At 32.7% G+C, this 22079-nt stretch carries 24 protein-coding genes, 2 tRNA genes and 1 pseudogene; 14 read left to right on the top strand and 13 right to left on the bottom strand.

The window, feature by feature from the left end; genetic code table 11:
• Positions 1-9: 9 nt before the first annotated feature.
• The 5 genes from GCL57_RS13820 to GCL57_RS13840 form a co-directional block, all read right to left on the bottom strand.
• On the bottom strand, positions 10-837 hold the full coding sequence (locus GCL57_RS13820; protein WP_161597776.1) for an Rpn family recombination-promoting nuclease/putative transposase: 828 nt from the start codon (positions 835-837) through the stop codon (positions 10-12).
• 165 nt (positions 838-1002) lie between these two features.
• Positions 1003-1079, bottom strand: a tRNA-Asp gene (locus GCL57_RS13825).
• Between the two features lie 108 nt (positions 1080-1187).
• Positions 1188-1264, bottom strand: a tRNA-Asp gene (locus GCL57_RS13830).
• Between the two features lie 90 nt (positions 1265-1354).
• Complete coding sequence (locus GCL57_RS13835; protein ID WP_152213946.1) at positions 1355-1672, bottom strand: hypothetical protein; 318 nt, start codon at positions 1670-1672, stop codon at positions 1355-1357.
• Between the two features lie 76 nt (positions 1673-1748).
• A complete protein-coding gene (locus GCL57_RS13840; RefSeq protein WP_152213947.1) occupies positions 1749-3395 on the bottom strand; it encodes a peptide chain release factor 3 in 1647 nt (548 codons plus the stop codon).
• Positions 3396-3533: 138 nt separating this feature from the next.
• Here GCL57_RS13840 and GCL57_RS13845 point away from each other — a divergent pair, with 138 nt between their 5' ends.
• The 6 genes from GCL57_RS13845 to GCL57_RS13870 all read left to right on the top strand — a co-directional run bounded on the left by GCL57_RS13845 (position 3534) and on the right by GCL57_RS13870 (position 8166).
• Positions 3534-4955 (top strand): coiled-coil domain-containing protein, encoded by a 1422-nt coding sequence (locus GCL57_RS13845; protein WP_152213948.1) that lies wholly within the window; start codon positions 3534-3536, stop codon positions 4953-4955.
• Positions 4952-5635: a hypothetical protein gene (locus GCL57_RS13850; protein ID WP_152213949.1), complete on the top strand. Its 684-nt coding sequence runs from the start codon at positions 4952-4954 to the stop codon at positions 5633-5635. The genes GCL57_RS13845 and GCL57_RS13850 overlap by 4 nt, the downstream gene beginning before the upstream one ends.
• On the top strand, positions 5589-6359 hold the full coding sequence (locus GCL57_RS13855) for a hypothetical protein (RefSeq protein ID WP_152213950.1): 771 nt from the start codon (positions 5589-5591) through the stop codon (positions 6357-6359). Before GCL57_RS13850 ends, GCL57_RS13855 begins: the two co-directional genes overlap by 47 nt.
• On the top strand, positions 6356-6835 hold the full coding sequence (locus GCL57_RS13860) for a hypothetical protein (RefSeq protein ID WP_152213951.1): 480 nt from the start codon (positions 6356-6358) through the stop codon (positions 6833-6835). The genes GCL57_RS13855 and GCL57_RS13860 overlap by 4 nt, the downstream gene beginning before the upstream one ends.
• A 7-nt stretch (positions 6836-6842) precedes the next feature.
• Complete coding sequence (locus GCL57_RS13865; RefSeq protein WP_152213952.1) at positions 6843-7628, top strand: RsmE family RNA methyltransferase; 786 nt, start codon at positions 6843-6845, stop codon at positions 7626-7628.
• Between the two features lie 103 nt (positions 7629-7731).
• Positions 7732-8166: a VOC family protein gene (locus GCL57_RS13870; RefSeq protein WP_152213953.1), complete on the top strand. Its 435-nt coding sequence runs from the start codon at positions 7732-7734 to the stop codon at positions 8164-8166.
• Between the two features lie 21 nt (positions 8167-8187).
• Here GCL57_RS13870 and aguB read toward each other — a convergent pair whose 3' ends face one another.
• The 4 genes from aguB to GCL57_RS13890 form a co-directional block, all read right to left on the bottom strand.
• Positions 8188-9048: an N-carbamoylputrescine amidase gene (gene aguB, locus GCL57_RS13875; protein ID WP_152213954.1), complete on the bottom strand. Its 861-nt coding sequence runs from the start codon at positions 9046-9048 to the stop codon at positions 8188-8190.
• Between the two features lie 6 nt (positions 9049-9054).
• Positions 9055-10101 (bottom strand): agmatine deiminase family protein, encoded by a 1047-nt coding sequence (locus GCL57_RS13880; protein ID WP_211363270.1) that lies wholly within the window; start codon positions 10099-10101, stop codon positions 9055-9057.
• Between the two features lie 108 nt (positions 10102-10209).
• Positions 10210-10545 carry a hypothetical protein gene (locus tag GCL57_RS13885; protein WP_152213955.1) on the bottom strand — a complete coding sequence of 112 codons (336 nt, stop codon included), beginning with the start codon at positions 10543-10545 and terminating at the stop codon, positions 10210-10212.
• 273 nt (positions 10546-10818) lie between these two features.
• On the bottom strand, positions 10819-11211 hold the full coding sequence (locus GCL57_RS13890) for an HU family DNA-binding protein (protein WP_281349672.1): 393 nt from the start codon (positions 11209-11211) through the stop codon (positions 10819-10821).
• Between the two features lie 102 nt (positions 11212-11313).
• Here GCL57_RS13890 and pdxY point away from each other — a divergent pair, with 102 nt between their 5' ends.
• Positions 11314-12177, top strand: coding sequence for a pyridoxal kinase PdxY (gene pdxY / locus GCL57_RS13895; protein ID WP_152213957.1), 864 nt, complete (start codon positions 11314-11316; stop codon positions 12175-12177).
• 2 nt (positions 12178-12179) lie between these two features.
• Here pdxY and GCL57_RS13900 read toward each other — a convergent pair whose 3' ends face one another.
• Positions 12180-12710: an MgtC/SapB family protein gene (locus tag GCL57_RS13900; protein WP_152213958.1), complete on the bottom strand. Its 531-nt coding sequence runs from the start codon at positions 12708-12710 to the stop codon at positions 12180-12182.
• Positions 12711-12886: 176 nt separating this feature from the next.
• Between GCL57_RS13900 and GCL57_RS13905 the strand changes: the two genes are divergently transcribed.
• Complete coding sequence (locus tag GCL57_RS13905; protein WP_152213959.1) at positions 12887-13171, top strand: hypothetical protein; 285 nt, start codon at positions 12887-12889, stop codon at positions 13169-13171.
• Positions 13172-13175: 4 nt separating this feature from the next.
• Here the strand turns inward: GCL57_RS13905 and GCL57_RS13910 are convergent, their stop codons facing one another.
• Both GCL57_RS13910 and GCL57_RS13915 read right to left on the bottom strand, forming a co-directional pair.
• A complete protein-coding gene (locus tag GCL57_RS13910) occupies positions 13176-13961 on the bottom strand; it encodes a hypothetical protein (RefSeq protein WP_152213960.1) in 786 nt (261 codons plus the stop codon).
• A gap of 6 nt (positions 13962-13967) precedes the next feature.
• Positions 13968-14945 (bottom strand): ATP-grasp domain-containing protein, encoded by a 978-nt coding sequence (locus tag GCL57_RS13915; RefSeq protein ID WP_152213961.1) that lies wholly within the window; start codon positions 14943-14945, stop codon positions 13968-13970.
• A 143-nt stretch (positions 14946-15088) separates the two neighbouring features.
• Between GCL57_RS13915 and GCL57_RS13920 the strand changes: the two genes are divergently transcribed.
• From GCL57_RS13920 to GCL57_RS13935, 4 genes are all read left to right on the top strand, one after another.
• Positions 15089-16264: a homogentisate 1,2-dioxygenase gene (locus GCL57_RS13920; RefSeq protein WP_152213962.1), complete on the top strand. Its 1176-nt coding sequence runs from the start codon at positions 15089-15091 to the stop codon at positions 16262-16264.
• A gap of 46 nt (positions 16265-16310) precedes the next feature.
• The gene (locus GCL57_RS13925; protein ID WP_152213963.1) at positions 16311-17447 is read left to right on the top strand and encodes a UDP-N-acetylglucosamine--N-acetylmuramyl-(pentapeptide) pyrophosphoryl-undecaprenol N-acetylglucosamine transferase; all 1137 of its coding nucleotides are present in this window, start codon (positions 16311-16313) and stop codon (positions 17445-17447) included.
• Entirely contained in the window at positions 17447-18010 is a 564-nt protein-coding gene (tsaE, locus tag GCL57_RS13930; RefSeq protein ID WP_152213964.1) for a tRNA (adenosine(37)-N6)-threonylcarbamoyltransferase complex ATPase subunit type 1 TsaE, read from the top strand. Before GCL57_RS13925 ends, tsaE begins: the two co-directional genes overlap by 1 nt.
• 147 nt (positions 18011-18157) lie before the next feature.
• Positions 18158-18643 carry an Hsp20/alpha crystallin family protein gene (locus GCL57_RS13935; RefSeq protein WP_152213965.1) on the top strand — a complete coding sequence of 162 codons (486 nt, stop codon included), beginning with the start codon at positions 18158-18160 and terminating at the stop codon, positions 18641-18643.
• Between the two features lie 60 nt (positions 18644-18703).
• Here the strand turns inward: GCL57_RS13935 and GCL57_RS13940 are convergent, their stop codons facing one another.
• On the bottom strand, positions 18704-19957 hold the full coding sequence (locus GCL57_RS13940; protein ID WP_152213966.1) for an ATP-grasp domain-containing protein: 1254 nt from the start codon (positions 19955-19957) through the stop codon (positions 18704-18706).
• Between the two features lie 460 nt (positions 19958-20417).
• Between GCL57_RS13940 and GCL57_RS13945 the strand changes: the two genes are divergently transcribed.
• Together GCL57_RS13945 and tnpC are read left to right on the top strand one after the other, a co-directional pair.
• A complete protein-coding gene (locus GCL57_RS13945) occupies positions 20418-20930 on the top strand; it encodes a hypothetical protein (protein WP_152213767.1) in 513 nt (170 codons plus the stop codon).
• Between the two features lie 3 nt (positions 20931-20933).
• A pseudogene (gene tnpC / locus GCL57_RS13950) lies at positions 20934-22049 on the top strand (IS66 family transposase).
• Positions 22050-22079 lie beyond the last annotated feature (30 nt).

Genomic DNA, 22079 nt, shown 5'->3' on the forward strand with positions numbered 1-22079 from the left:
AATCAATATTTATTTTAAATTTTTAATTTCTTCACAGGAAAGTTGAGTGAGTTCAGAGATTTGATCAATCGGAAAACCTTGGTTTAACATTTTTATTGCTATAGTAATTTTTTCTTTTTCCACTCCCTTCTCAATGCCTCTTTTTTCTGCAGTTAAAAGGCTGGTATTGTGATCGAGCTGAAATTTACGCCTTGCCTCATACTTTGCCCTCTCAATAGGGTCATGGCTTACAAATTCTAATATTTCATACGCTTTGATTATATTTTTATTTTCCATTGCTATTATTTCCTTTTTTGATGCACCTTTTAGAAACTGCATCCATTTTTCGAGATCATTGTAATATTTTTTAGTGAATTTGGGTATCTCCAAATATATTATTTGAAAATCATTAAATATATGTTCCTGTGTTTTTAAGTTCACTATTCCAAGCTGAGTATAAAAATCATTAGAACTTTTAAAAAAATTAAAATCTAAGACATTAATACAAATAGCTGGAAATAACTGCATATAATTTTGAGTTTTTTTTAACTGAAGCTCATATAGTTTTGACCAATAATAAAGAGATCTTTTTTCGTACTCACCTGTATTCTGTACCTGCATTTCAATATTAATATATGAATTATCATTTAATTTTGCTATGATATCAAAGCGTGATTCTTTATCAATTTCAGAATCTTTCATGATCTCATTATTTAAAAACTGAACGCTCTTAATCTTCCTTTCATTTGAATAATTTAGCACAGAATTTGCAAAATCAATAAAAATATCATCACTCAAAGTAAAAACTCTTTTAAAAACATAATCACTTTTAATATCAATTAAATCTAATTTTTTCAAATAGAAACTCCTCAATTCATGCAATGCTTAATTCACAGCATGTGAGAAAGAGTTAACAATTTAATTTTTACTGAAAATAGGTCTGTTCAGTTTTTGAACTGTATTTGCTCTCGAATGAGCACAAAACAAAAAAAGCCGCCTAAAGGCGACTTTTTTTAATAAGTATGGCGGGATGGATGGGACTTGAACCCACGACCTCCGGCGTGACAGGCCAGCGTTGTAACCAACTCTACTACCACCCCACTCAGTGCAATCTATATGCCAGAGCTATTTTTAATTTGCAAGGAGTGAAAATAATTTTTCTTAATAAACAAAAAAAGCCACCTAAAGGCAGCTTTTTTTAATAAGTATGGCGGGATGGATGGGACTTGAACCCACGACCTCCGGCGTGACAGGCCAGCGTTGTAACCAACTCTACTACCACCCCACTCAGTGAACATGTGTATGCCAGAGAAGAAGATGCTTTGCAATAGTTTCAATGTATTTTTTTATAAGATTTTTTTTCCAATAAAATTAATTACTTAAAAATAACAGAAAAACCGCCTAACAGCATAAAAATTCCAAAGAGAATTGCAGCAAGAGCCAATGCATAAAAAAGAGAAGAACCTTGAAAAGTCTTTTTCTCTATTTTTGGACGTGTCTTTACAACAGCTCTTTGATTTGAGTGTGTTTTAATATTCCGAGCCAGAGAGTCACCGTGCGAACGAGAGGACATATGCTTTAGTTTTTTATCTGCTGCTTTGTGCTTGTGATCACGAAATTGAATAATCTTAGCCCCAGATTGTGGTTCTTGGGATAGGATTCGAGACGAACGCAATTGGAATAAATTTTTCATAACGCCACCGCTCCTCAAAAAGAGAAGTTCTACATTTTTGGAATCTTATGCATTACAGCAATATACACCAAAAAAATCACTCATCAAACAAGTCAGTTGACATTTTCATCATATTGCCATGCAAAGTTGAGTTGCTTTTAAATAACGAAATCTTGGGACAGTTTTCTTGGAAATAGGAAAGGGCAAAGTCATTTTTAAATAAAAACAAACAATTACCTTGCATATCTCTCACACTCATCACATCGGTCTTGCTTTTGGCTTCCGCAATTTCTTCACTTGTTGCATTGGTCCAACGGGCATGTTTGAAAGCCAAATTATCGAGAGCACAGTCCACATTGTATTCGTTTTTAAGCCTAAAGAGAAGAACATCAAACTGCAAAGAACCTACAGCAGCCAAAACAGGATCGCTCGCAGCGCGACTTTCATCAACAAACATTTGAACAGTGCCTTCCTGACAAAGTTGCACTAAACCTTTTAATAATTGCTTGCGCTTAAGAGCACTCGTAGTTCTCACAACAGCAAAGTTTTCAGGAGCAAAAGAAGGAATTCCTTCAAATTCAAAGTTTCCAGCTTCAACCAATGAATCTCCAATAGAAAAAAAGCCGGGGTCATAAATTCCAACCACGTCCCCAGCAAAAGCCCTATCAAGGGTGCTCCTATCTTGGGCAAAAAACTGTTGAGGATGTGTAAGACGAATCTCTCTATTTAAACGAGGAATAGTGACATTCACACCTGCTTCATAAACACCACTCACAATGCGTAGAAAGGCAATGCGATCCCTATGCTTAGGATCCATATTAGCCTGAATTTTAAAGATAAATCCACTAAAATCAGAAGACAGAGGATCTATTTTTCCTTGGTTGCTTCCTTTTGCAGAAGGAGGCGGAGACATTTCAAGAAATTTTTCAAGGAATAATCTGACACCAAAATTTGTCATTGCAGCACCAAAAAATACAGGAGAAAGCTCACCTTTTAAGAATTTTTCATTAGAAAAGTCATCGCCCGCCATCTCAAGCATTTCAAGAGAGTCAAGAGCTTCTTGCAAGAGATCGTCAGGGACAAGGGATGAGATTTGCTCTTTATCAGAAAGAGGGATCACCCTTGCCGCTGTTTCAGTTGAAGTGTTTCTTCCTTCAAAAAAATGTAATGACTTTGTTTCTCTTTCAATAATTCCTCGAAAGCGCTCTCCCGAAGAAACAGGCCAACTCATTGGATATGTTGGAAGACCAAGAACACTTTCAATTTCATGCATAAGCTCAAGGGGATCACGAGCTTCGCGGTCAAGCTTATTCACGAAGGTAAAGATTGGTATCCCCCGCAATTTACAAACCTCAAACAGCTTAATAGTTTGAGGCTCAACACCTTTTGCTGCATCTATAAGCATTATAGCCGCATCTGCCGCCGCTAGAGTGCGATAAGTATCTTCTGAGAAATCTTGGTGACCTGGTGTGTCAAGTAGGTTACAAATATAATTGCGGTATTCAAAATTCATAACGCTGGTTGAAACTGAAATTCCGCGCTGTTTTTCAAGCTCCATCCAGTCAGATGTAGCAAACTTTTTTGATTTTTTTGCTTTGACCGATCCAGCCAAGCGAATTGCTCCCCCTAGGAGCAAAAGCTTTTCGGTCATTGTGGTTTTTCCTGCGTCAGGATGTGAGATAATTGCAAAAGTTCTTCTGCGATTAACTTCATCGCACAGTGTTTTTTTGTCGACAAAGGGCATGGTTTTCTCCTATGGGATACCAAATAATTACTGCTTTTTGCTAGCACAATTTTGACACTTTGGGAATTTCAGAGTTACAAGATTGCGAGGATACTTGAGATCAGGTGATTCACTACATGCACCAAGAGGCGTTTTTTCATGAATCAGGTTAGCTTATTACAACTAAGAGAAGCCGCAGATCAACTGATTCTGCTAGCTAGTACTTTCCAAATTAAACCACATTATCTTCGAGCAAAACAAATTAGACAAGCAGATAAATCCCTTATCGCAGTAGATGCTTTCTTCTCTGCACAGTTAGCTATAGAAGCGCGTCAATGGAAAGAATCTATTGATGGATTGCAAGTTCTAAAGAAAAAGCTTACAGCTGTACAAGAAAAACAAAAAGAAATCGAAGATCTTGAACTGCGTATAAACGCTTTAAAAGTGACAACTCAACCATGGTTTTCTTTAGAAGAGAATGAAAGACAAAAAATAATTCAAAATGCCAAAAGAGCACAAGATTTTATTAACAATCATCTCGAAAAAACTGAAGCACATATTCTGCATCGCTACAATAGATTTTCCGCTTTAAAAGAACTTTCGCCTTATGCTGACAATGCAAACTATCTTTGTGAAGCCGTATTTCACTATGAAAATAGAGAGAAATATGAGACAAATATCGAGAAGGTTGAGCAAAAAAATGTGGGAGCACGCGAGCGTTTAAAAACGGTAAATAGAGGTTTTTGGCTGGCAGTCATATTCTGTATATTTTTATTCACAATTCCTATTTCATTTCCTTTTGCCATAAGTCTATGGAAAAGAAAAAAGGAAATTGAAAATCAAATAGTCAATGCAGAAGAAACCTTGCGTAGAGAACACAAGAGGCTTGTTGCTGCCGAAGAAGGAGCTGTTGTAGCTCAAGATATTCGCAGTCATTTAGGAGAAATTTCATTAGAACAAATTAGGGACACACTTGCTGAAGTCAGAGACCTCCGTGCTGAGTTTCAAGGACCAGAGCGAACAACAAGTTCTACTGCAATATTACTAAGCTTTATTGATTTACATAAGCTTAGACTTGTTGAATTATTTGGAGAAATTCCAGAAAACCCGATTAAAACATTTAAATGGATTTCAGACAATGTAAATAAATATCAAAATACTGAGTCAGTTATCAAGAAGCTGCAAGAGAAAAAAGAAGAAGTCACTCAGCAGCAAAGACAAATGACAAAAGGATATTCTCAAGAAATGCTCATAAAGAGTATTTTAAAACTTGAAAGAGTTTCACAAAGCACAATGCTTTTCCCCTTTGACAATGAAAATAAAACATTTTTTGCAGATATAGCTGTTCAACTCCCTGCAACTCTTTCACAGATAAGAGAAGTTCTTTTCTTTGTGAGCAGAAGTCATCCAATTGACGCTCAATATTGGGATATGCAACGTGTTAAAATTCAAGGATTCTCGAATACAATGTCTTTATGTGTTCTTGATGCAGAAATTGCAAGTCATATGGGCAATGCTGTTCTAAAGGCACAGGAAGCTGATGAATTAAAAACTGTTGAGGCAAAGCGAGGCAGTGCGTGAAAAATTCAAAATGGATAGTTTGCACTTTAGCAAGCGTTGTTACTTTATCTGCTTATGGACAAGCAGAAGAAAATAAAGTCTCATTTGATTTCGCTAAAATGACAATATCCACTTTTGGTGTTTTCAATTCAAACCAAGAAGAACCTAAAAATGGTATCAATGCCGAAGTAAAGGCACGTAAAAATGCCATAACAAGTTTGACAACATATTTTAAAAATTCTTGTTTTAATTCTGAAAAAGGGCAGCTCGGAACAAAATCAGACTGGTCTTCTTTCTTTCGTTCTCAAGGAAGCGAGATTTATCAAAATGGAATTTTAAAGGTCACTCTTTCAGCACCCATTCGCGACATATTAAAAACTCCAACTAAAAGAAAAACAGTTATCAAAACAGCAGATGGTAAAAAAATAGCATTTTCCATGCTTATTACGGTACCAGGAAGCGCCATTCAATGTGGCACACTTGGGCTAGAGATAGGAAACAATAAAAAAGTTATGATTTATCCTGCTGATATTGTCAAAGAAGCCATTGGCTTAACCGTTGTTAAACTTGCATATGATGGAAAATCCGATTTAAAGCCAGCGACCCCAGAAGACTTAGAAATTCTCCAAAACTCAACACTTGCAAAGGATCAAAATGTACCTGCTGGTGTTCTTCCTGTTGTTGTCATTGTGCCAGAATAACACAACAGCACAAAATAATTCATTCCAAAATAAAACAAATATAAGATTCAGTGAAGATATACCATTTGCAATATTAATCTGCGAATATTGTGGCTTGAAAAGCCAAAGAATTAAAACAACATTTGACAGAAATTTCGTGAAAAATATTAAATCATTAAAATTATTTTCAAGCTCTCAATGGAGCGCAGATGTTAAAATTCTATTTGAAAAACAACAAGAAAGCGAATACCAAATACTAGGATCAAAGTCTTGGCCCCCCCAAATTCCATTTGCACTTTCTCCCTTAAAAGAAAAAAATGGTTTATTAATATTATTAAAGTCTGATAGAGAAATCATAGGAAAACAACTTCCAAAATCATCAAGTTATATTTTATTTTACCAAGGTAAAATAAACATCGAGTCATCAGACATTGAACTTGAAAAAGAAATAGCAGAACCCGAATTAAAACTCAAAAAAGACGATGGGGTTCGCTTTTTCATAGCAAAAGAAGTTAAAGGAGAACAAATAACGGCTCTTGAAAATGTCATAAAAAACTTTACAGATGATAAAAATTCCTTAATTATTCCGTATGAAGTGACCGCTGATGGAGTGAACTATCGAAGTGACATCGAGATTAATAACCTCATGCGGACTGTAAAAAAAATTAACCAAGTTATACCAAATCTTTCTGCAAAAAAAGCTCATGGTATGAATGATACAATAGAAATTATGAAAGCAAAATGACTGAGAAATCTTTAATTATAAAAAAAACCTTATTAATATATTCAGAGTATAAAAAAATTGAAAAAGAAATATACGAAGATGTTTTTTTTGAAAGAGTTAAGAAATCTTTAGAAAAGAATAGTTATATTTTAAGTAATGATTTTATAGACGAATCATTTTCTAAAGAATTTTTAGAAAGTATAAGAACATTGTGTGAATTTGAATCCTTAACTTTTATGCCAGATGAATCAAAAGATGATTATCAGACTGCAAAAACAAAAGTAGATGAACTTCTTAAAACATTAAAAGAAAAGTGTAATAAAGTTGATCTAGCATTATTTACTAATATAAAGCAAAATGATTTAAGAAAATTAATTGCTATGTGTGATTCTTTTTCTGAATGGTGCTCAGAAATTGAGTATTTTAAATTGAATAAAAAAAATAGAATTAATTATATTTCAGAATCTCCTCTCCTTTCATTATGTCGAATAAATTGAGTAAAAAATGAGTATACAAAAACAGACATGGACATTAATTCAAGTAGATCTCTGCAAAAATCAAACTGAAATTATTTTAAAAGATGAAGAACATCACTACGTATTTCATGTTTTGCGCCTTAAAGAAGGCGACTCAGTTGAGTTAACTAATTGTAATGGACTAACAGCAATCGGAAATATTATTTCAATAAATAAAAAATCAATTACAATTGAAATAAAAAATTATAGCGAGCATAAAAAAAATTCCCCAATAATTCATCTTTGGCTTGCCTATCCAAAACCCGCAACTCTTGAAGAAGTTGTAGCGAGTGCCTCTGAACTTGGAGCTGACCATATACACATTTTTAAAGCAGATAAATCGGCAGTTAAAAGTGCGATTAAAATTGAAAAAATTACAAAAATCAGTCAAGAAGCAGTTCGCATAAGCAAAAGTGCTTATGCTGCAAATATATCTTGTTATAATAATTTGAATGAATTTTATCAAAAAAATATAGAGCAAAATGAAAGAAAGAGATTGATTCTATTTTGTGATGAATCTCATGTGTATGAAGGCAAAATTAAAAATTCAATCTATACAATAATTCGAGAGCAGTATAAAAATTCTACTGAAGAAATCTGTATACTCATTGGCCCCGAAGCTAGTTTTTCGGATATGGAACGTTCTTTTATCTACGAAAAGATAACAACACATGCAGTTTCTTTAGGAAATAATATATTAAGAGTACCAAACGCAGTCATAAGCGCCCTTGGTACGGTTATTAATTTTAGAAATGATACATTAAATTTTAGATAATTAAAAATACGTTTTCTAATTTTTAAATAATGTCATTTCTCTGTCATATGCCATTATTTAAAATTTATATTAAACTTAAATTATCTAAAATGAAAGGATAAAAATGGCTAAACAAATTTTTGTTAATTTACCAGTTTTAGACCTTAAAAAATCAAAAGAATTTTATAAAAAAATTGGCTTCAAATTTAATGAAAAATATACTGACGAAAAAGCAGTATGTGTGATAATTGGAAAAAATATTTTTGCTATGCTGCTCGTCAAAGAATTTTTTAAAAATTTTACAAAAAAACAAATTATTAATGCAAAAAATGAAGCTGAAGTCATATTAGCTATAACTGTTGAAAGCAAAAAAAAGATAGACGCTATTGTTGTAAAAGCATTAAAAGCAGGTGGAACTCTAGCACGAGAAGCTCAAGATTTAGGTTATATGTATTCCCAAAGCATTGAAGATTTAGATGGTCATATTTGGGAATTATTTTGGATGAATGAGAAAAAATTAACAGCTGAAATAAAAAAGAATAAAAAAAGTAAAAAATAAGGTATTTAAAAATTAAATACCTTATTTTCCATCAAGCCCTAAAATCATTTTATAGTGTTCAGGTCGACGATCTCTAAAAAATCCCATTCCAGCCCGAAATGTTGTTGCATCTTTAAAAGAAAGATCAGCATAAATAATTTCTTCAGAAGTTCTATCAGATTCAGCAATTTTATCACCCATGTAATTGCTAATAAATGAACTGCCATAAAAAGTCATATTATTTTCAGTGCCAACCCGATTTGGAGCTGCCAGATAAACGGAATTGCAAACAGCATGACCAATCATAGCTCTTTGCCACATATCCTTTGTATCAATAGAATGAGCCTCAGGTGGCTCACTGCCAATGGCAGTCGGATATAACAAGAGATCAGCTCCCTGCAAAACCATGCTCCTAGCACATTCAGGAAACCATTGATCCCAACAAATACCGACACCAATATTTCCAAAAGCAGTTTTCCACACCTTAAAACCAGTGTCACCCGGATTAAAATAATATTTTTCTTGATAACAAGGACCATCAGGAATATGTGTTTTACGATATATTCCAAGAAGAGATCCATCCGCATCAATCATAGCCAGGCTATTATAATAAGCCTGCCCAGACTTTTCAAAAAAACTTATAGGTAAAACAACATTTTTATTACGAGCAATTTGTTGGAATTTTTCGAGAAATGGATGATTTTCAGCTTCATTTGCTAAAGAAAAAAGATGGTCATGCTGTTCTTGACAAAAATAAAGATTCTCAAATAACTCAGGTAAAAGGATAATATTTGCTTTTTTATCTGCAGCTTTTTCAATAAAATTAATAGACTTTTTTATATTTTCTTCACTTATATTTGTCATGCTCATTTGAATAAGAGCAAGCTTAATATTTTCTTGCATCAAAATTTATCTCCAAACTTCTCCAGCTGGTTGCTGTTGAGTTACACAATGAAAGGAACCACCTCCATTTATTATAGCTCTTGAACTCAATCCAATAACTTCCCTATTAGGAAACAGTGAACGTAAAGTTTTTAATGCTACTTCATCATGGGGATCCTGATATACAGGAACAACCACAAAAGAATTCCCAATATAAAAATTCGCATAGGTTGCTGGTAAGCGCTGACCTTCAATTTCTATTCTATTTTTTGGTAATACTAATGGAACAAGATTAAAAAGATTTCCTTCAAGATCTGTAAACGTCTTTAAAAGTTCAAAATTTCGTTGCATTGCTGGGTAATTTTTATCAGTTCTATCTTCAGTCATTGAATAGACAATTGTATTTTCATTTACAAAGCGGACAATAGTATCGATATGTCCATCCGTATGATCTCCTTCAAGACCATCTTCAAGCCATAATAACTTTTTTATACCTAGATTATCTTTTAAACTCTTCTCAATGTCACTTTGTGATAAGGTAGGATTTCTCATTTCACTTAACAGACACTGCTTTGTAGTTAAACAAATACCTTTTCCATTGGTATCTAAAGAACCACCTTCCATAACAACAGATGACTTAAAAAAATTTAATTTCAAAAATTCTGCGACTTGATTAGGAGCAAGATTATCTAAATCCCATTTAAACTTTTGCCCCCAAGCATTAAATTCCCATTTTACAAAACTTATTTTATTTTCTTTTTTAATAAAAATAGGTCCATTGTCTCTGAACCAGACATCATTTAAAGAAACCCTATGTAAAGTTACGTTACTTTTTTTTCCAAGTCTTTCCAAAGCATCATTTTCAGCTTCTTCATTTGTAACAAGAAGATGAACGTGTTCAAATTGAGTTATTGCTTTTACAAGTGCTGTAAATTCTTGTCTAACCGAATCTAAATCACCGTACCAAATTTCATCATCAAAAGGCCAACTTGTCCAAGTAGCCGCATGAGGAGACCACTCAGCAGGCATAGAAAAACCAATATTATAAGGTATATCTTTCAGTATATGAGACATCAAAATTTCCTTTTTACGAAATAAAAAAATGGATTCATAAATGCTTAATAAGCCATCCATCCATATACATGATATAAAAAATTCAGTCTAGAATTAGAATTTTTAAGATTAACCGCTGCGAAATACTTTTGCAGCGACTGTTTTTTGAACTTTTTTCTCTATAACTACTTTTTTAGCTTCAGTTATATAATCTTTTACTGCATCAAAAGCATGTCTTTCATCGCCCCCACCAGCAAGCCATTGAGCCACAGTTGAGCCATTTAAATAATGTTGAGGGTAACCAAAAACGACTTTATTGGCTTCTAAATGGGCCCAATTTGTCTCTAAGTTCTCTTTTTCAAACATTTGTGTAGCATAATCGAGAACTCTTAAGATACATTCTTCAACCTTTTTAAATTCAATTCCTCTAGCTAATTTGACATGGTCTTTTACTTTAAACTTCAAGAATACCCCTTCTAAGATAAATATTTTAGTCTTATTCTTAATCGGCTTTTTAGGAGCATTCATTGAGCTTGCTCAATGAATATGTGCTTTTATCAAATTATTTTAATATAATTTATATGTTATATGATTTTTACAAAAGATGTTTATGCTTATAAAGGACATCTTAAAGTTTTAATATAACATTATTAAATACTTAAACAATATTTAAAATAAAAAAACTGGATGCTGCATTGAGCTCACCCAGTTTATTAATTAAGAAAATGATTTTTTAAATTACTTTTTCTTTTTGACAGCTGACTTTCTTTTAACTCCTACTTTTTCTTTTAAAGATGAAGCAACTCTAAAGCTCACCTTTTTAGAAGCAGGAATTTTAATTTCTTCACCTGTTTGTGGATTTCTTCCCTTGCGGGCTGCACGATCTTTTACTTGTAAAATTCCAAGTTTATCTATGCGTACTTTTTTGCCTGCAGCAACATGATCTTCAATTGCATCTAGAAAAGCAGCAATAACTTCTTTAGTTAATTTTTTTGGTAATTGATCAAAACGAGTTGAAACCTCAACAGTTAGCGCAGAAGTTGAGACAGTCGAAACCTTTCTTTTAGTCATACACATCCTCTCTTGTGAGTGGTTAAATGAAACTCCGTTTATAATTGCCTGAAACGACATATATATCAAGAGGAAAAGTGTAATTTTTTTTTTCCTATTGTAACATAGTCAAAACTTCACGAGAGTAAGTTGTGAAGAAATTTGATCTAGGAGCAAATCACAATGAACCAAATAATTCTTTCTATACAATCATGTGTCAGCTATGGCCATGTCGGCAATAGTGCTGTTACTTTTCCATTACAACGACTTGGAGTTCAAGTTTGGCCTATCCATACTGTACTTTTCTCTAATCATACCGGATATGGACAATGGCGTGGTAAAGTAATTGACGTAGAAGGAGTAAGAGAAGTTTTTTTAGGAATAAAAGATCGTGGCGTGCTAAAAAATTGTGATGCACTTTTAAGTGGATATATGGGTTCAAAAGAACTTGGAAATGTCATGATAGAAGCAATAAATGAACTCAGAAAAGTAAGACCCGAAACCTTATATTGTTGCGATCCCGTAATGGGAGACATAGGTAGAGGATTCTTTGTCAAAGAAGGAATCCCTGAGTTTTTTAAAGAAGAAATGATACAATATGCAGATATAATTACACCAAATCATTTTGAATTAGAATATTTAAGTGATCAAAAATTCGATTCTATCGAAGGAGCAATCGAGGCTGCTCAAAAAGTAATGCAAAAAGGACCTAAAGTTGTTGTTATAACAAGTCTGTTACTTAAAGAGACGAAAGAAACAAATATCAATATGCTTGTCATAAGCGAAAATTCAGTTTATATAGCTACTACACCATATATATCTACAACTTTAAATGGCACAGGTGATATAACTTCAGCTTTATTTACTCATTTTTATTTAAAATTTGATAAAAATATTGCTCAAGCATTAGAAGCTACAATCTCTCGAGTGTATGCAATTATTCAAGAGACATATCAAGCCTCATCAAAAGAGTTATTACTTGTTCAAGCCCAAGATTCTCTGATAAATCCTAATCAATTATTCAAAGCTAAAAAAATAAATTTTTAATATTAATCTAAAGTACCAGGCCCCGAATGAGATGAATCCCCCGATCTGCTTGAACGACTCTTAAAAAACTTTTTTTCTAAAAAGGCTATCAGTGAAAGAAAGGTAATTAAACCGATTGTTATTATAATTGTTGAAAGAAATATACCAAAACCAACTAAAATTCCAAGTGCTGATACCGTCCATATAACGGCCGCTGTAGTCAAACCCTGCACTTTACTACTTGACTTAAAAATGGCCCCAGCTCCTATAAAACCAATTCCTGAAACAATTTGTGCTACAATACGAGTGACGTCCGCCGAATGGACGGGGGTTGAAGATCCATAATCACTCATTAATAGTGATACAGCAGTAAAAAGTGCGGATGCAGCACAAATAAGTGCATTGGTTTTAATTCCGGCAAGTTTCCCCCTATACTCTCTTTCTATCCCTACAAGGGTTCCAACTAATAATGCAACTCCAACTTTTGGTAATAAAAAAAGTAAGATTTCAATTTCTGGCATATAATGCACTGTGAGATTTACACCAATAGGCATATATTTACCTTAATATAATTTGATTAGCATTGTCCTGCCAAGATTTTCTATGAAATATCAAAAAAATACTTTGAAAATATTTCTATCTTAGCCAAAGAAATGACTCATTAATTAAACTTTATAAATAAATGCCGAATCTTATTTAACAGTTATTTTGGAGTAAATTAGGTGTAAATATGTCGATTAAAAAAAATCAAATCGATGAAAAAGATCTAGCAAGACACATGGGTGATCAAGCTTGTAGAGCAGAATCAAACAGTCTTGCGCAAAAAAAATACTCACATCTACAACGTTTAATGAGTAAAATTTCCGCACTCTCTGATAAGGAGTTTGATATTGCATTTTCAACTTTAGAATCTATGCTTGAAAATTTTAATACAAAAAAAACCAAAAAGGAAGATGACAAAATCTCAAATAAAAACAAAGAAAACGCAATAAATATAATTACAAATAAACAATAACTATTTACTGATACTCTGTTACATTAATTGTGTAAATATCTGTTCCAATTTTAAATGTTAACTCAGTAGGGTAAACATTATCAGCTAGAGCATAACCAGCCCAACGAACGCGCACATCAGACTCCTTAGAAAAAGGTCCATAATAAAATTGGCTATTCATGACTAAAGAATAACCTAATCCCTTTCTTTCTAAACTTAAATTACTTTGAACTTCAACTTCATTGTTATCAATAACTAAGGTTGAAATCGTAATAAATTGCCTTTTATTTGAAATAGGTGCTAAATTTATTTCTGAGTTAAAACTATTTCCATCAACAGTTTTAACTTCAGTAAAAATACCATCAACCTCATTTAACTTTTCAAATGCATAACTGCCACATAAAAACTTACGTAAATTTTTAGATCCAATTTTTGCAAAAACAGAAGTCATTTGGTTGAGAGCGTCGTTATCAGAAACAGATTCAGAATGAAATGTATAATCAATTTTATTGCCTTTTACCTCAAATGAAGAATATTCTTCTCCGAGAGGTCCAACCACACTTCCTTTTAATTGCGCAAAACTATTCTCCCAAATAGCTTCGAGTTGAAAGGATGGAACTCTAAAGTTTGATGAGTTAATATCTGCTAAAAACTGGGGATTTTTATCTTGAAAACAAAGTGAATTTATTGTTGCCGAGACTCTTGTAACAGCATTGTCTTCTTGAACTCTCTCCAATTGCCGAGAGCGCATAGTCGTACAAGAAGAAAATAAAAAAAGAATAATAATTGCATGAAAATAATTAAAACACATAAAAACTCAATTCATCGTCATAAGTTGAAATGCTTTTCTAGCAGTGTTCTGGCCTGTGAGCATTTCATAAGTTCGAAGTCCAGTGGGTGAAGTAATATTAATTTCACCAATTCTATTGCCAATCACATCAAGTCCAGCCAAATAAATATTCTTTTCTTTTAAAAAGAGAGCTATTTTCTGGCATAAAGCCTTTTGCTCCGATGTCATTTCTCTTAAAACTGCGCTACCACCTTGTGCCAAATTAGATGCTACTTTTCCTTGTGGAGGAAGACGAATAAAGTCACAAATAATTTCCCCTCCTGCAACAATAACACGCCTATCACCTTCTGTATAAATTTCTTTTAAAAAAGGCTGTATCATTAATTTTTCTTTTTCTCCACTATATTTTTTATTTACAAAATCAAATAACGAAGATTTATCTTTGAAAAATTCAACACTTTCTCCTCCGTGGCCAAGCCAAGGTTTACAAATAAAGCCATTTTCAAATAATTCAAAATATTGAGAGCAAAAATTTTCTATAACATTTAAATCCATTGTTACACAAGTAGGAATAAGATTATTTTCAGTTAAAATTCCTTCAGAAAAAGCACGCCACTGCAATGCTTTTTCATGATAAGAGAGTAAAGCTTCTGGTGGATTTAGTACTTTAACTTTACTTTGTGAAGCTAATATCCAACAAAGATCTTTATATTCTTCATCAAATGGCGGATCTTTTCTTATAAAACAATATTGATATTCAGAAAATTGAAAATTTCTACCCAAAACTTCTTCATATTTAATTTCATTTTTAGAAATAGATTGAATAGCAATAAGTTTATTTAAAATAATACTATTACTATAAAAATTTACGTGATGACTTTCACACCAATGCACTGCAAACTCGTTTTCAAGGGCAATTTGTGCTAATGCCAGGCTAGAATCAGATAATACTTTCACTTTTTTTATGCTATCAGCAACTATGAGTACTTTTTTTTGAATTGCCATTTTACTCCTCAAACAATATAATACTTATGCAAAAAAAGATTATTACACTCCTGCGCGAAAAGCAATGAAGCACTTGCTGATGAAGCAAATTAAGTGTTATAAATATAATTCATATTAACAGATATTTAAAAGGAGTCTCTTTTATGATTGATTATCGTAAACTTGGTTATATTTCTGAGAAACAGCATACTTTTTGTGAATATGAAGGAAAAATGATTGTTGAACATGTGATCACTCGCAATGGATTTAACGATAATTACTCCATTCTCTACCAAAAAAGGGCTCCTACTCATGAAGTTAATACTGAAACGTATAAAACCGAAAACTCTTTTTTTCCGAGTTATAATAAAATAAATAATAATGAATTAAAAAGGCGCCATTTTCAAACACCAAATATTCAAAAAGAAGGAAACTTATTAGAGGCACGTGCAACACTTCTTGTAAATAACACCTGTACAGTTGGTATATTAAAACAATCTAAAAAAGACCATTTCTTTTTCGCAAATGCCGATGCTGATGAGTTATATTTTGTGGCTGAAGGTAAAGGAATATTACAAACAGTCATGGGTGAAATAGATTATATCCCTGGTGATTATTTATTTATTCCCAAAGCAATTCCATATCGCTTCCTTCCCACTGAAAAAGGTAACATGCTTGTTATCGAAGGAAAGAATAATTTTGGTATTCCAAGTGAATTTCGTCTACCGCAAGGCCAGTTTAAACTTGATGCCCCGTATAATCATCGTGATTTCCATTCTCCTAATAGACTTATGGAATTAAATAAAAATGATAATTTCCCAATTATTATTAAAAGAAATAATGTTTTAACAAAACATGAATACACAGACTTTCCATATAAAGTTGTTGGATGGGATGGATGGTATTGGCCCTTTTCTTTTTCCGTTCATAACTATCAACCCAAAACAAGTTCTATTCACCTTCCTCCAACTGTTCACACTGCCTTTAGTGGTGATAAATTTTATATTATGAACTTTGTACCACGTGTTTTAGATTATCACCCTAAAGCCATTCCATGCCCATGGCCCCATTCAAATATCGACTGTGATGAGGCCATTTTCTATGTGAGTGGAGATTTTACAAGTCGTAAAGGAATTTCAAATTATTCTATAAGCTTTCATCCATCAGGAATTCCTCATGGACCACACCCTGAGCGTTATGAACAAAGTATTGGCGCGAAAAGAACAGAAGAATTAGCAATTATGGTTGACACATTTGAACCATTGTTTGTAACTGAAGCTGCAGCGATGCTTGAAGACAAAAAGTATCACTATACTTGGGACTCACATGAGCATCTTTAAATAAAAATCTTACAAATAAATTTTCTAATGAGAAGTAGCAATAACGATGAAAGATAATAATAAAAGATACGTAATTGTACTGACAGGTGGTGGAACAGCGGGACATGTCTGGCCCCATTTTGCGTTATTTGAAGGAGAAAAATCACCTTTAGCAAATGCATTTCGGGAAAACAAATTAAGTGTTCATTATATTGGTTCACAATCAGGCATGGAAAAAGATCTTGTTTTAATAAATCAACCAAATTGGACTTATCACTCTGTTGCAACAGGAAAACTTCGTCGTTACTTTAGTTTAAAAAACTTCTCAGACATTTTTAAAATTATTTTTGGATTTCTTCAAGCATTTTTTTTGTTAGGTAAGATTAAAGCTTCTGTCGTTTTTTCTAAAGGTGGATTTGTTTCCGCACCTGTTGTTTGGGCTGCATGGCTTCGAGGAGTTCCTATAGTCATTCATGAAAGTGATGCAACGCCTGCTTTAGCAACTAAATTAACCCTACCCTTCTCTTTTTTAGCTCTTGTCGCTTTTGCAGAAACAATTCCAAAAATGCCCCCACTTTTTCAAAAGAGAGTTAAGCACGTTGGACTTCCAATTCGCGAATCTCTATTTAGCGCATCAAAAAATGATTCATTAAAATTCTTTAATTTGGAATCAAATAAAAAAACAATTCTCATTTTTGGTGGAAGTTTAGGCGCACAAAGTTTAAACAATAAAATGTTTAATATTATTCCCGAATTAAATAAACAATTTAATATTATTCATATCGTTGGAAAAGGTAACAAATCTGAAATAATGAATGTGAATCACTATCGACAATATGAATTTTTAAATCAAGAAATGAAATATGCATATGCAGCTGCTGATTTAGCTATTTGTCGAGCAGGTGCAAGCAGTATCTTTGAGCTCGCTGCTGCAAGAGTTCCCATGATCCTTGTTCCCTTAGGGTTGCATGCCAGTCGAGGAGATCAAATTGTCAATGCACGTATATTCACAAACCAAGGCTGGGCACAGATAATTGATGAAAATACATTTCAGAATGAATCTGCAATTCAGCTGATTGAGTCAACCATGAATTCGCTAGATGAGCGTAAAAAAGCATTAGATTCCTCACCATCAGCTCAAACTGCATCTAAAGTGAGTGAACTTATATGGGATATTATTTTAAGGTATGAGGCAAATAAATAATGGATGATTTTTTAACCCTTAAAAATTCATTTCAAGAACTTTTTGAAGATGAATCCATGAGCAAAGAAATATCCATTCAAATTTCTTTTGCTGACTTAAATTCTTTTTCACAGTTCCTTGTTTCGTTCTTGAAAGCAGGGGATTGGCTCTTTCTCGATGGGGATTTAGGTGCGGGTAAAACATCTCTCACAAAGGAAATATCATTGTCTCTTGGTGCAAAACAGCACTCAACAAGTCCTACTTTTTCTATATTAAACACAGAAAATTTAATTGATAATAATATATCACAAAATTCATATTCTGACCTTAAAAAACTTGTACATCTTGACTTATACCGCTTAAAAAGTGGGAGAGAGTTACTTTATTTAGGACTAGAAGAAGAATTTAATTCAAAAAATACATTATGTGTATTTGAGTGGCCATATAATATTGATAATGACGATTATCGATCATTTTTTCAAATTACCAAATGCTCTAAGCCCAAAAGAATTATTGAAATATGTATTGAAATTGGCGAACAAGAAGATTTAAGAATCTATCATTTTAAAAGAACAAAAATTTAATTTTTTTAAATAAAACGAGAAAATTATTTGGCAAAAGATAAAAAAAATATTTTAAATTTCCTCTTTACAATTCAAAAAGAAGGAATACATTGAACTTGATGAGAAGGGGTTATCTTTTATTATTTTTAATTAAAAGGAGTCTTTTTTATGTCAATTCTTCAGCCATTTAAAAAGCAAAATCAAATAACAAATCGACCTGAGAATGATTTATTTTATTCTCTACAAACCGATGTTAATAGACTGTTTAATAGTTTCTTTAATGATTTTGGCATTGATTCTACTCAACAACAATCAAAAGGAATTTGGGCTCCTCGTATAGATATGAAAGAAAATGCAAATTCTTATATTATTTCTGCTGATTTGCCTGGAATAAGAAAAGAAGATATTAATATTAATATCCATGATAACATTTTAACAATCAAAGGTGAAAGAAGATCTGAAACCCATAATGAAAATGATAAGCATCATGTAAAAGAACGTTATTATGGACAATTTGAACGTTCTTTCTCACTCCCGCAAAGACATATCGATAAAGAAAAAGTTTCTGCAGAAATGAAAAATGGAGAGCTCACAGTTACATTGACAAAACTGCCAGATGCTCAAAAAGAAGTTCGTAAAATAGAAATACGTTAAAAGTTACCCCTCTCTCATTAATAGAACTTGGTCTTTTATTTAAATACCAAGTTCTTTTTATTATTCTACTTGAAAGATTTCTTGAGACAGTGCCTCAGCAATCTCAATATGCTTTTTTAATTTTTCACCTTTATCAACAGAGTCTTTCCAAAAAAACTCAACAATACCTTCACGAGCTCTCCAACAAATAGAGTCTTCAGAAATATCTCCTACCTTTGCAGTTATATTTAATGCTGTAATATAGTTTGGTAAATAAGAAGGTAAATTGATATTTTTAATTTTCCCAATAGGAGCCTTTAAAAATGCAATTGCAGAAGTTCCTTTTTCCTTATTTGAAATTTTACACTCATCAATTGAAATACCTTGCCATGCAGCAATATGAAATTCATATGGATTAAATCCATATGTGCGCTCTACTAAGTCAAGAATGGCATCTCCCCCTGGGCGTGCGCCTACTTCCATTAATCTAATATCACCAGAATCTGTAATTCTCATTTCCACATGACAAACACCTTTATCAATTCCCAAAGCTTGAACCGCTAAGCAAGATATTTCATGAATTTTTTTTGAAGCGGAATATATGGAAGGAACAACATGCCCAATTTCTGAAAACCAAGGTTCTGCGCTTAAGTATTTATCAGTCACGGCTAAAACCGTTTGCTTATTTCTTTGTGCAAAAACTTCGACTGAAATTTCATCGCGAGCTTGAATATACTCTTCCACAACATATTCCCCTAAAGAAACATGAAAAACATTTGCATATTGATTTAATATTTTTTCACAGTGCTCAAATGCTGATCGCAGTTGAGCCGCATTTTCAACTTTTACCACTCCACCACTCCCACCAAAATCTTTTGGTTTTATGACCAATGGATAACCAATCTCTTTGACTTTTTCTATGAGCTCTTCAAAAGAACAAAATAAGGCAAAGCGCGGAATAGGAAGATCATTTTGTAAAAATTTTTCTTTCATAGCAAACTTATTGCGGCAAAGCTTAATTGTTTCAAAACTAAGTGAGGGTAAATCATACTTATGAGCAATTCGTGCAGCTGACATGAGAGTCCAGTCATTGCATGGAACCACCCCTAATAAATATCCTGGATTCGCCTCTAGAAAAGAATGAATTGCAGTTAAACTTGAAAGAGGATCCATAGGATCTCCCTGCAAGCAATGGTGGAAATAGCGATTTCTATTGTTGCGTGGATCTTTTACTATAGAAATTATTTCTCCCGAAAAGTTTTGCAATGCAGCAACAACCGCTCGTTCTCTTAAAAATTGATCTGCGCCTAACAGTAAAAGATATTTTTTACTCATTTAAAAGAACCTCCATATTTATTTTTAATTAAAGACTCGATGGTCTAAAATAAAAACAGATATCCCACTTACTGCTCATGTTAAAGTTAGATTTCAAATTTTGCTTTAATTAAGTTCATATTGTAATTTTATGGATTTGTCAATAGCTTGAATTATTAGAAAATTTAATATATTATTTTTTATATTTTATATACATTATTTGCTTTATTTTTAAAAATTTGATTCAATACTTTAATAATGGGAATAAATAGGAGTTTATTGGGCCAACCCCAAAGAAGATCTCTTTTTAAAAATTTCTCTTTAATAAGAAAAAAATTCTCGAACAATCCAAGAATATTAAATAAAATAAGTACTAATTATCAAGCGAAGCTCCAAATCTGAGTGAACTAATTAAAGCTAGAATAGAGTACCAATACATGCTTCGAAAAAGGCAATATAAATTTGACTCATTATTAATTAAATGATAAAAGTTCTTGTTGCTGCTATTAGCATACTTATGAACGAAATTGGTTTTCCAAAAAATTTACCGGATGAATTTAAAACCTATTTTATTTCTGCTTTTAATGAAATTAATCGTCTGAAAGAAGAAAACAGTTTCTTGAAACGAATTGCATTTTCTCAACGTTCAGAGAAATTTGTAAAATATGATTTTATTTCTCCTGAAGGTACTTTATTTAATGAAGCAGAAGATATTTTACAAAATGAAAAACACATTGATGTAATTGAGGATATTCCAGTTCCTTCTGAAGCGAATAATGCACAGAATAAAACCAAGTCTACTCACAAAAAGAAGCAAAAGAATGACTCCTTGCTTTTCGATGATCAATCTTCGCAAAAATCTTTTCCGAATCATATTTCAAGAGAAGGTATCACTCATGATTTTAGTGAAGAAGAAAAAGTATGCAAGATTGATCACTCTCCTATGCTTAAAATCGGCGAAGAAATTGTTGAAAAACTTAATGTTGTCCCTTAAAGTTTGAAAGTTATTCAATACCGTTATTTAAAATATGCTTGTAAATGCTGCCAACAGACTTTGCAGCAGCCTAAAGCAATTCCTTTTGTTATTCTTGGCTCTTTTGCTGAATCTGGATTGCTTGCACGTGTCGATGTAAATAAATATTTATTTGCTTTACCTTTATACAGACAAGAAGTATTTTTTAAGCAAAAAAATATTAATATCCCTAGAATTACTTTAGCTCGTTGGATGATTGCCTGCGCAAATATCTTAACTCCATTAGTTTATGAAATTAAAAAGTATATTTTATTTCAACCCGTGATTCATTGCGATGAAACTTTTATACAAGTTCTTAAAGGAACAGATAAAAAGCCAACCGCAAAAAGTTACATGTGGGTTCTTGCCGCACATAAAAATGCTTATCTTGCCTCTTATTTTCAGTTTTATCCTAATCGCTCGATCTCTTCTGCCAATGATTTATTAAAAAATTATAACGGATTTTTACAGGTCGATGGTTACGATGGATATAATAAAGTCTGCGAGCAATTCAATGTCACTCGAGTTGGATGCTGGGCGCATGTGCGAAGGAAGTTTGATTCTGCTCTAAAATATGGTGATCCAGTTGGGAAAACTTTAGCTGCCACTTTCCTCTCTGAAATTCAAAACCTGTTTCTCATTGAAAAAGAAATTGAATCTTTATCGCCAGAAGAAAAAATGGAAATTCGAAAAAATAAATCGCCTATTATCATACATAATATTAGAAAACTTATTGATGATAATGTCTATAAAGTATTGCCTTGTTCAAAACTTGGTAAGACCTTAGGTTACATTTCTCACGAATGGCCTCATTTACTTCATTTTATGAATTATGGACTTATTTCTTTGTAAAATAACAGGGTCGAAAATTGCATCAGACCATTTGCCATTGGTAGAAAAAACTGGTTCTTTTCCCAGTCCATTCATGGTGCTCAAGCTAGTGCAACTCTTTATTCTCTCATTGCAACTGCAAAAGAGAATGACTTGCACATTGAAGAATATTTAACAGAGCAAGGCCGCATTCTCGCTCCTTTAGGGGCGAGTCAAGGCCGATTGATCCATTGTCGGCGAAGTGGACGAGGAATTAAAAAAACACGATAGTGGCTTTTTTAATTATATTAGTCGGCTCGC

Origin of the sequence: Fluviispira multicolorata (genome assembly GCF_009208585.1) — a bacterium.
GTDB lineage: Bacteria > Bdellovibrionota_B > Oligoflexia > Silvanigrellales > Silvanigrellaceae > Silvanigrella > Silvanigrella multicolorata.

Coding starts and splice junctions, on each gene's coding strand:
- GCL57_RS13920 (WP_152213962.1), top strand. CDS start 15,089: ATGATTGATTATCGTAAACTTGGTTATATTTCTGAGAAACAGCATACT.
- GCL57_RS13840 (WP_152213947.1), bottom strand. CDS start 3,395: ATGCCCTTTGTCGACAAAAAAACACTGTGCGATGAAGTTAATCGCAGA.
- GCL57_RS13945 (WP_152213767.1), top strand. CDS start 20,418: ATGATAAAAGTTCTTGTTGCTGCTATTAGCATACTTATGAACGAAATT.
- GCL57_RS13890 (WP_281349672.1), bottom strand. CDS start 11,211: ATGTCGTTTCAGGCAATTATAAACGGAGTTTCATTTAACCACTCACAA.
- tsaE (WP_152213964.1), top strand. CDS start 17,447: ATGGATGATTTTTTAACCCTTAAAAATTCATTTCAAGAACTTTTTGAA.
- GCL57_RS13925 (WP_152213963.1), top strand. CDS start 16,311: ATGAAAGATAATAATAAAAGATACGTAATTGTACTGACAGGTGGTGGA.
- GCL57_RS13845 (WP_152213948.1), top strand. CDS start 3,534: ATGAATCAGGTTAGCTTATTACAACTAAGAGAAGCCGCAGATCAACTG.
- pdxY (WP_152213957.1), top strand. CDS start 11,314: ATGAACCAAATAATTCTTTCTATACAATCATGTGTCAGCTATGGCCAT.
- GCL57_RS13835 (WP_152213946.1), bottom strand. CDS start 1,672: ATGAAAAATTTATTCCAATTGCGTTCGTCTCGAATCCTATCCCAAGAA.
- GCL57_RS13855 (WP_152213950.1), top strand. CDS start 5,589: ATGTACCTGCTGGTGTTCTTCCTGTTGTTGTCATTGTGCCAGAATAAC.
- GCL57_RS13870 (WP_152213953.1), top strand. CDS start 7,732: ATGGCTAAACAAATTTTTGTTAATTTACCAGTTTTAGACCTTAAAAAA.
- GCL57_RS13915 (WP_152213961.1), bottom strand. CDS start 14,945: ATGGCAATTCAAAAAAAAGTACTCATAGTTGCTGATAGCATAAAAAAA.
- GCL57_RS13905 (WP_152213959.1), top strand. CDS start 12,887: ATGTCGATTAAAAAAAATCAAATCGATGAAAAAGATCTAGCAAGACAC.
- GCL57_RS13910 (WP_152213960.1), bottom strand. CDS start 13,961: ATGTGTTTTAATTATTTTCATGCAATTATTATTCTTTTTTTATTTTCT.
- GCL57_RS13900 (WP_152213958.1), bottom strand. CDS start 12,710: ATGCCTATTGGTGTAAATCTCACAGTGCATTATATGCCAGAAATTGAA.
- GCL57_RS13860 (WP_152213951.1), top strand. CDS start 6,356: ATGACTGAGAAATCTTTAATTATAAAAAAAACCTTATTAATATATTCA.
- GCL57_RS13935 (WP_152213965.1), top strand. CDS start 18,158: ATGTCAATTCTTCAGCCATTTAAAAAGCAAAATCAAATAACAAATCGA.
- GCL57_RS13865 (WP_152213952.1), top strand. CDS start 6,843: ATGAGTATACAAAAACAGACATGGACATTAATTCAAGTAGATCTCTGC.
- GCL57_RS13880 (WP_211363270.1), bottom strand. CDS start 10,101: ATGTCTCATATACTGAAAGATATACCTTATAATATTGGTTTTTCTATG.
- aguB (WP_152213954.1), bottom strand. CDS start 9,048: ATGCAAGAAAATATTAAGCTTGCTCTTATTCAAATGAGCATGACAAAT.
- GCL57_RS13940 (WP_152213966.1), bottom strand. CDS start 19,957: ATGAGTAAAAAATATCTTTTACTGTTAGGCGCAGATCAATTTTTAAGA.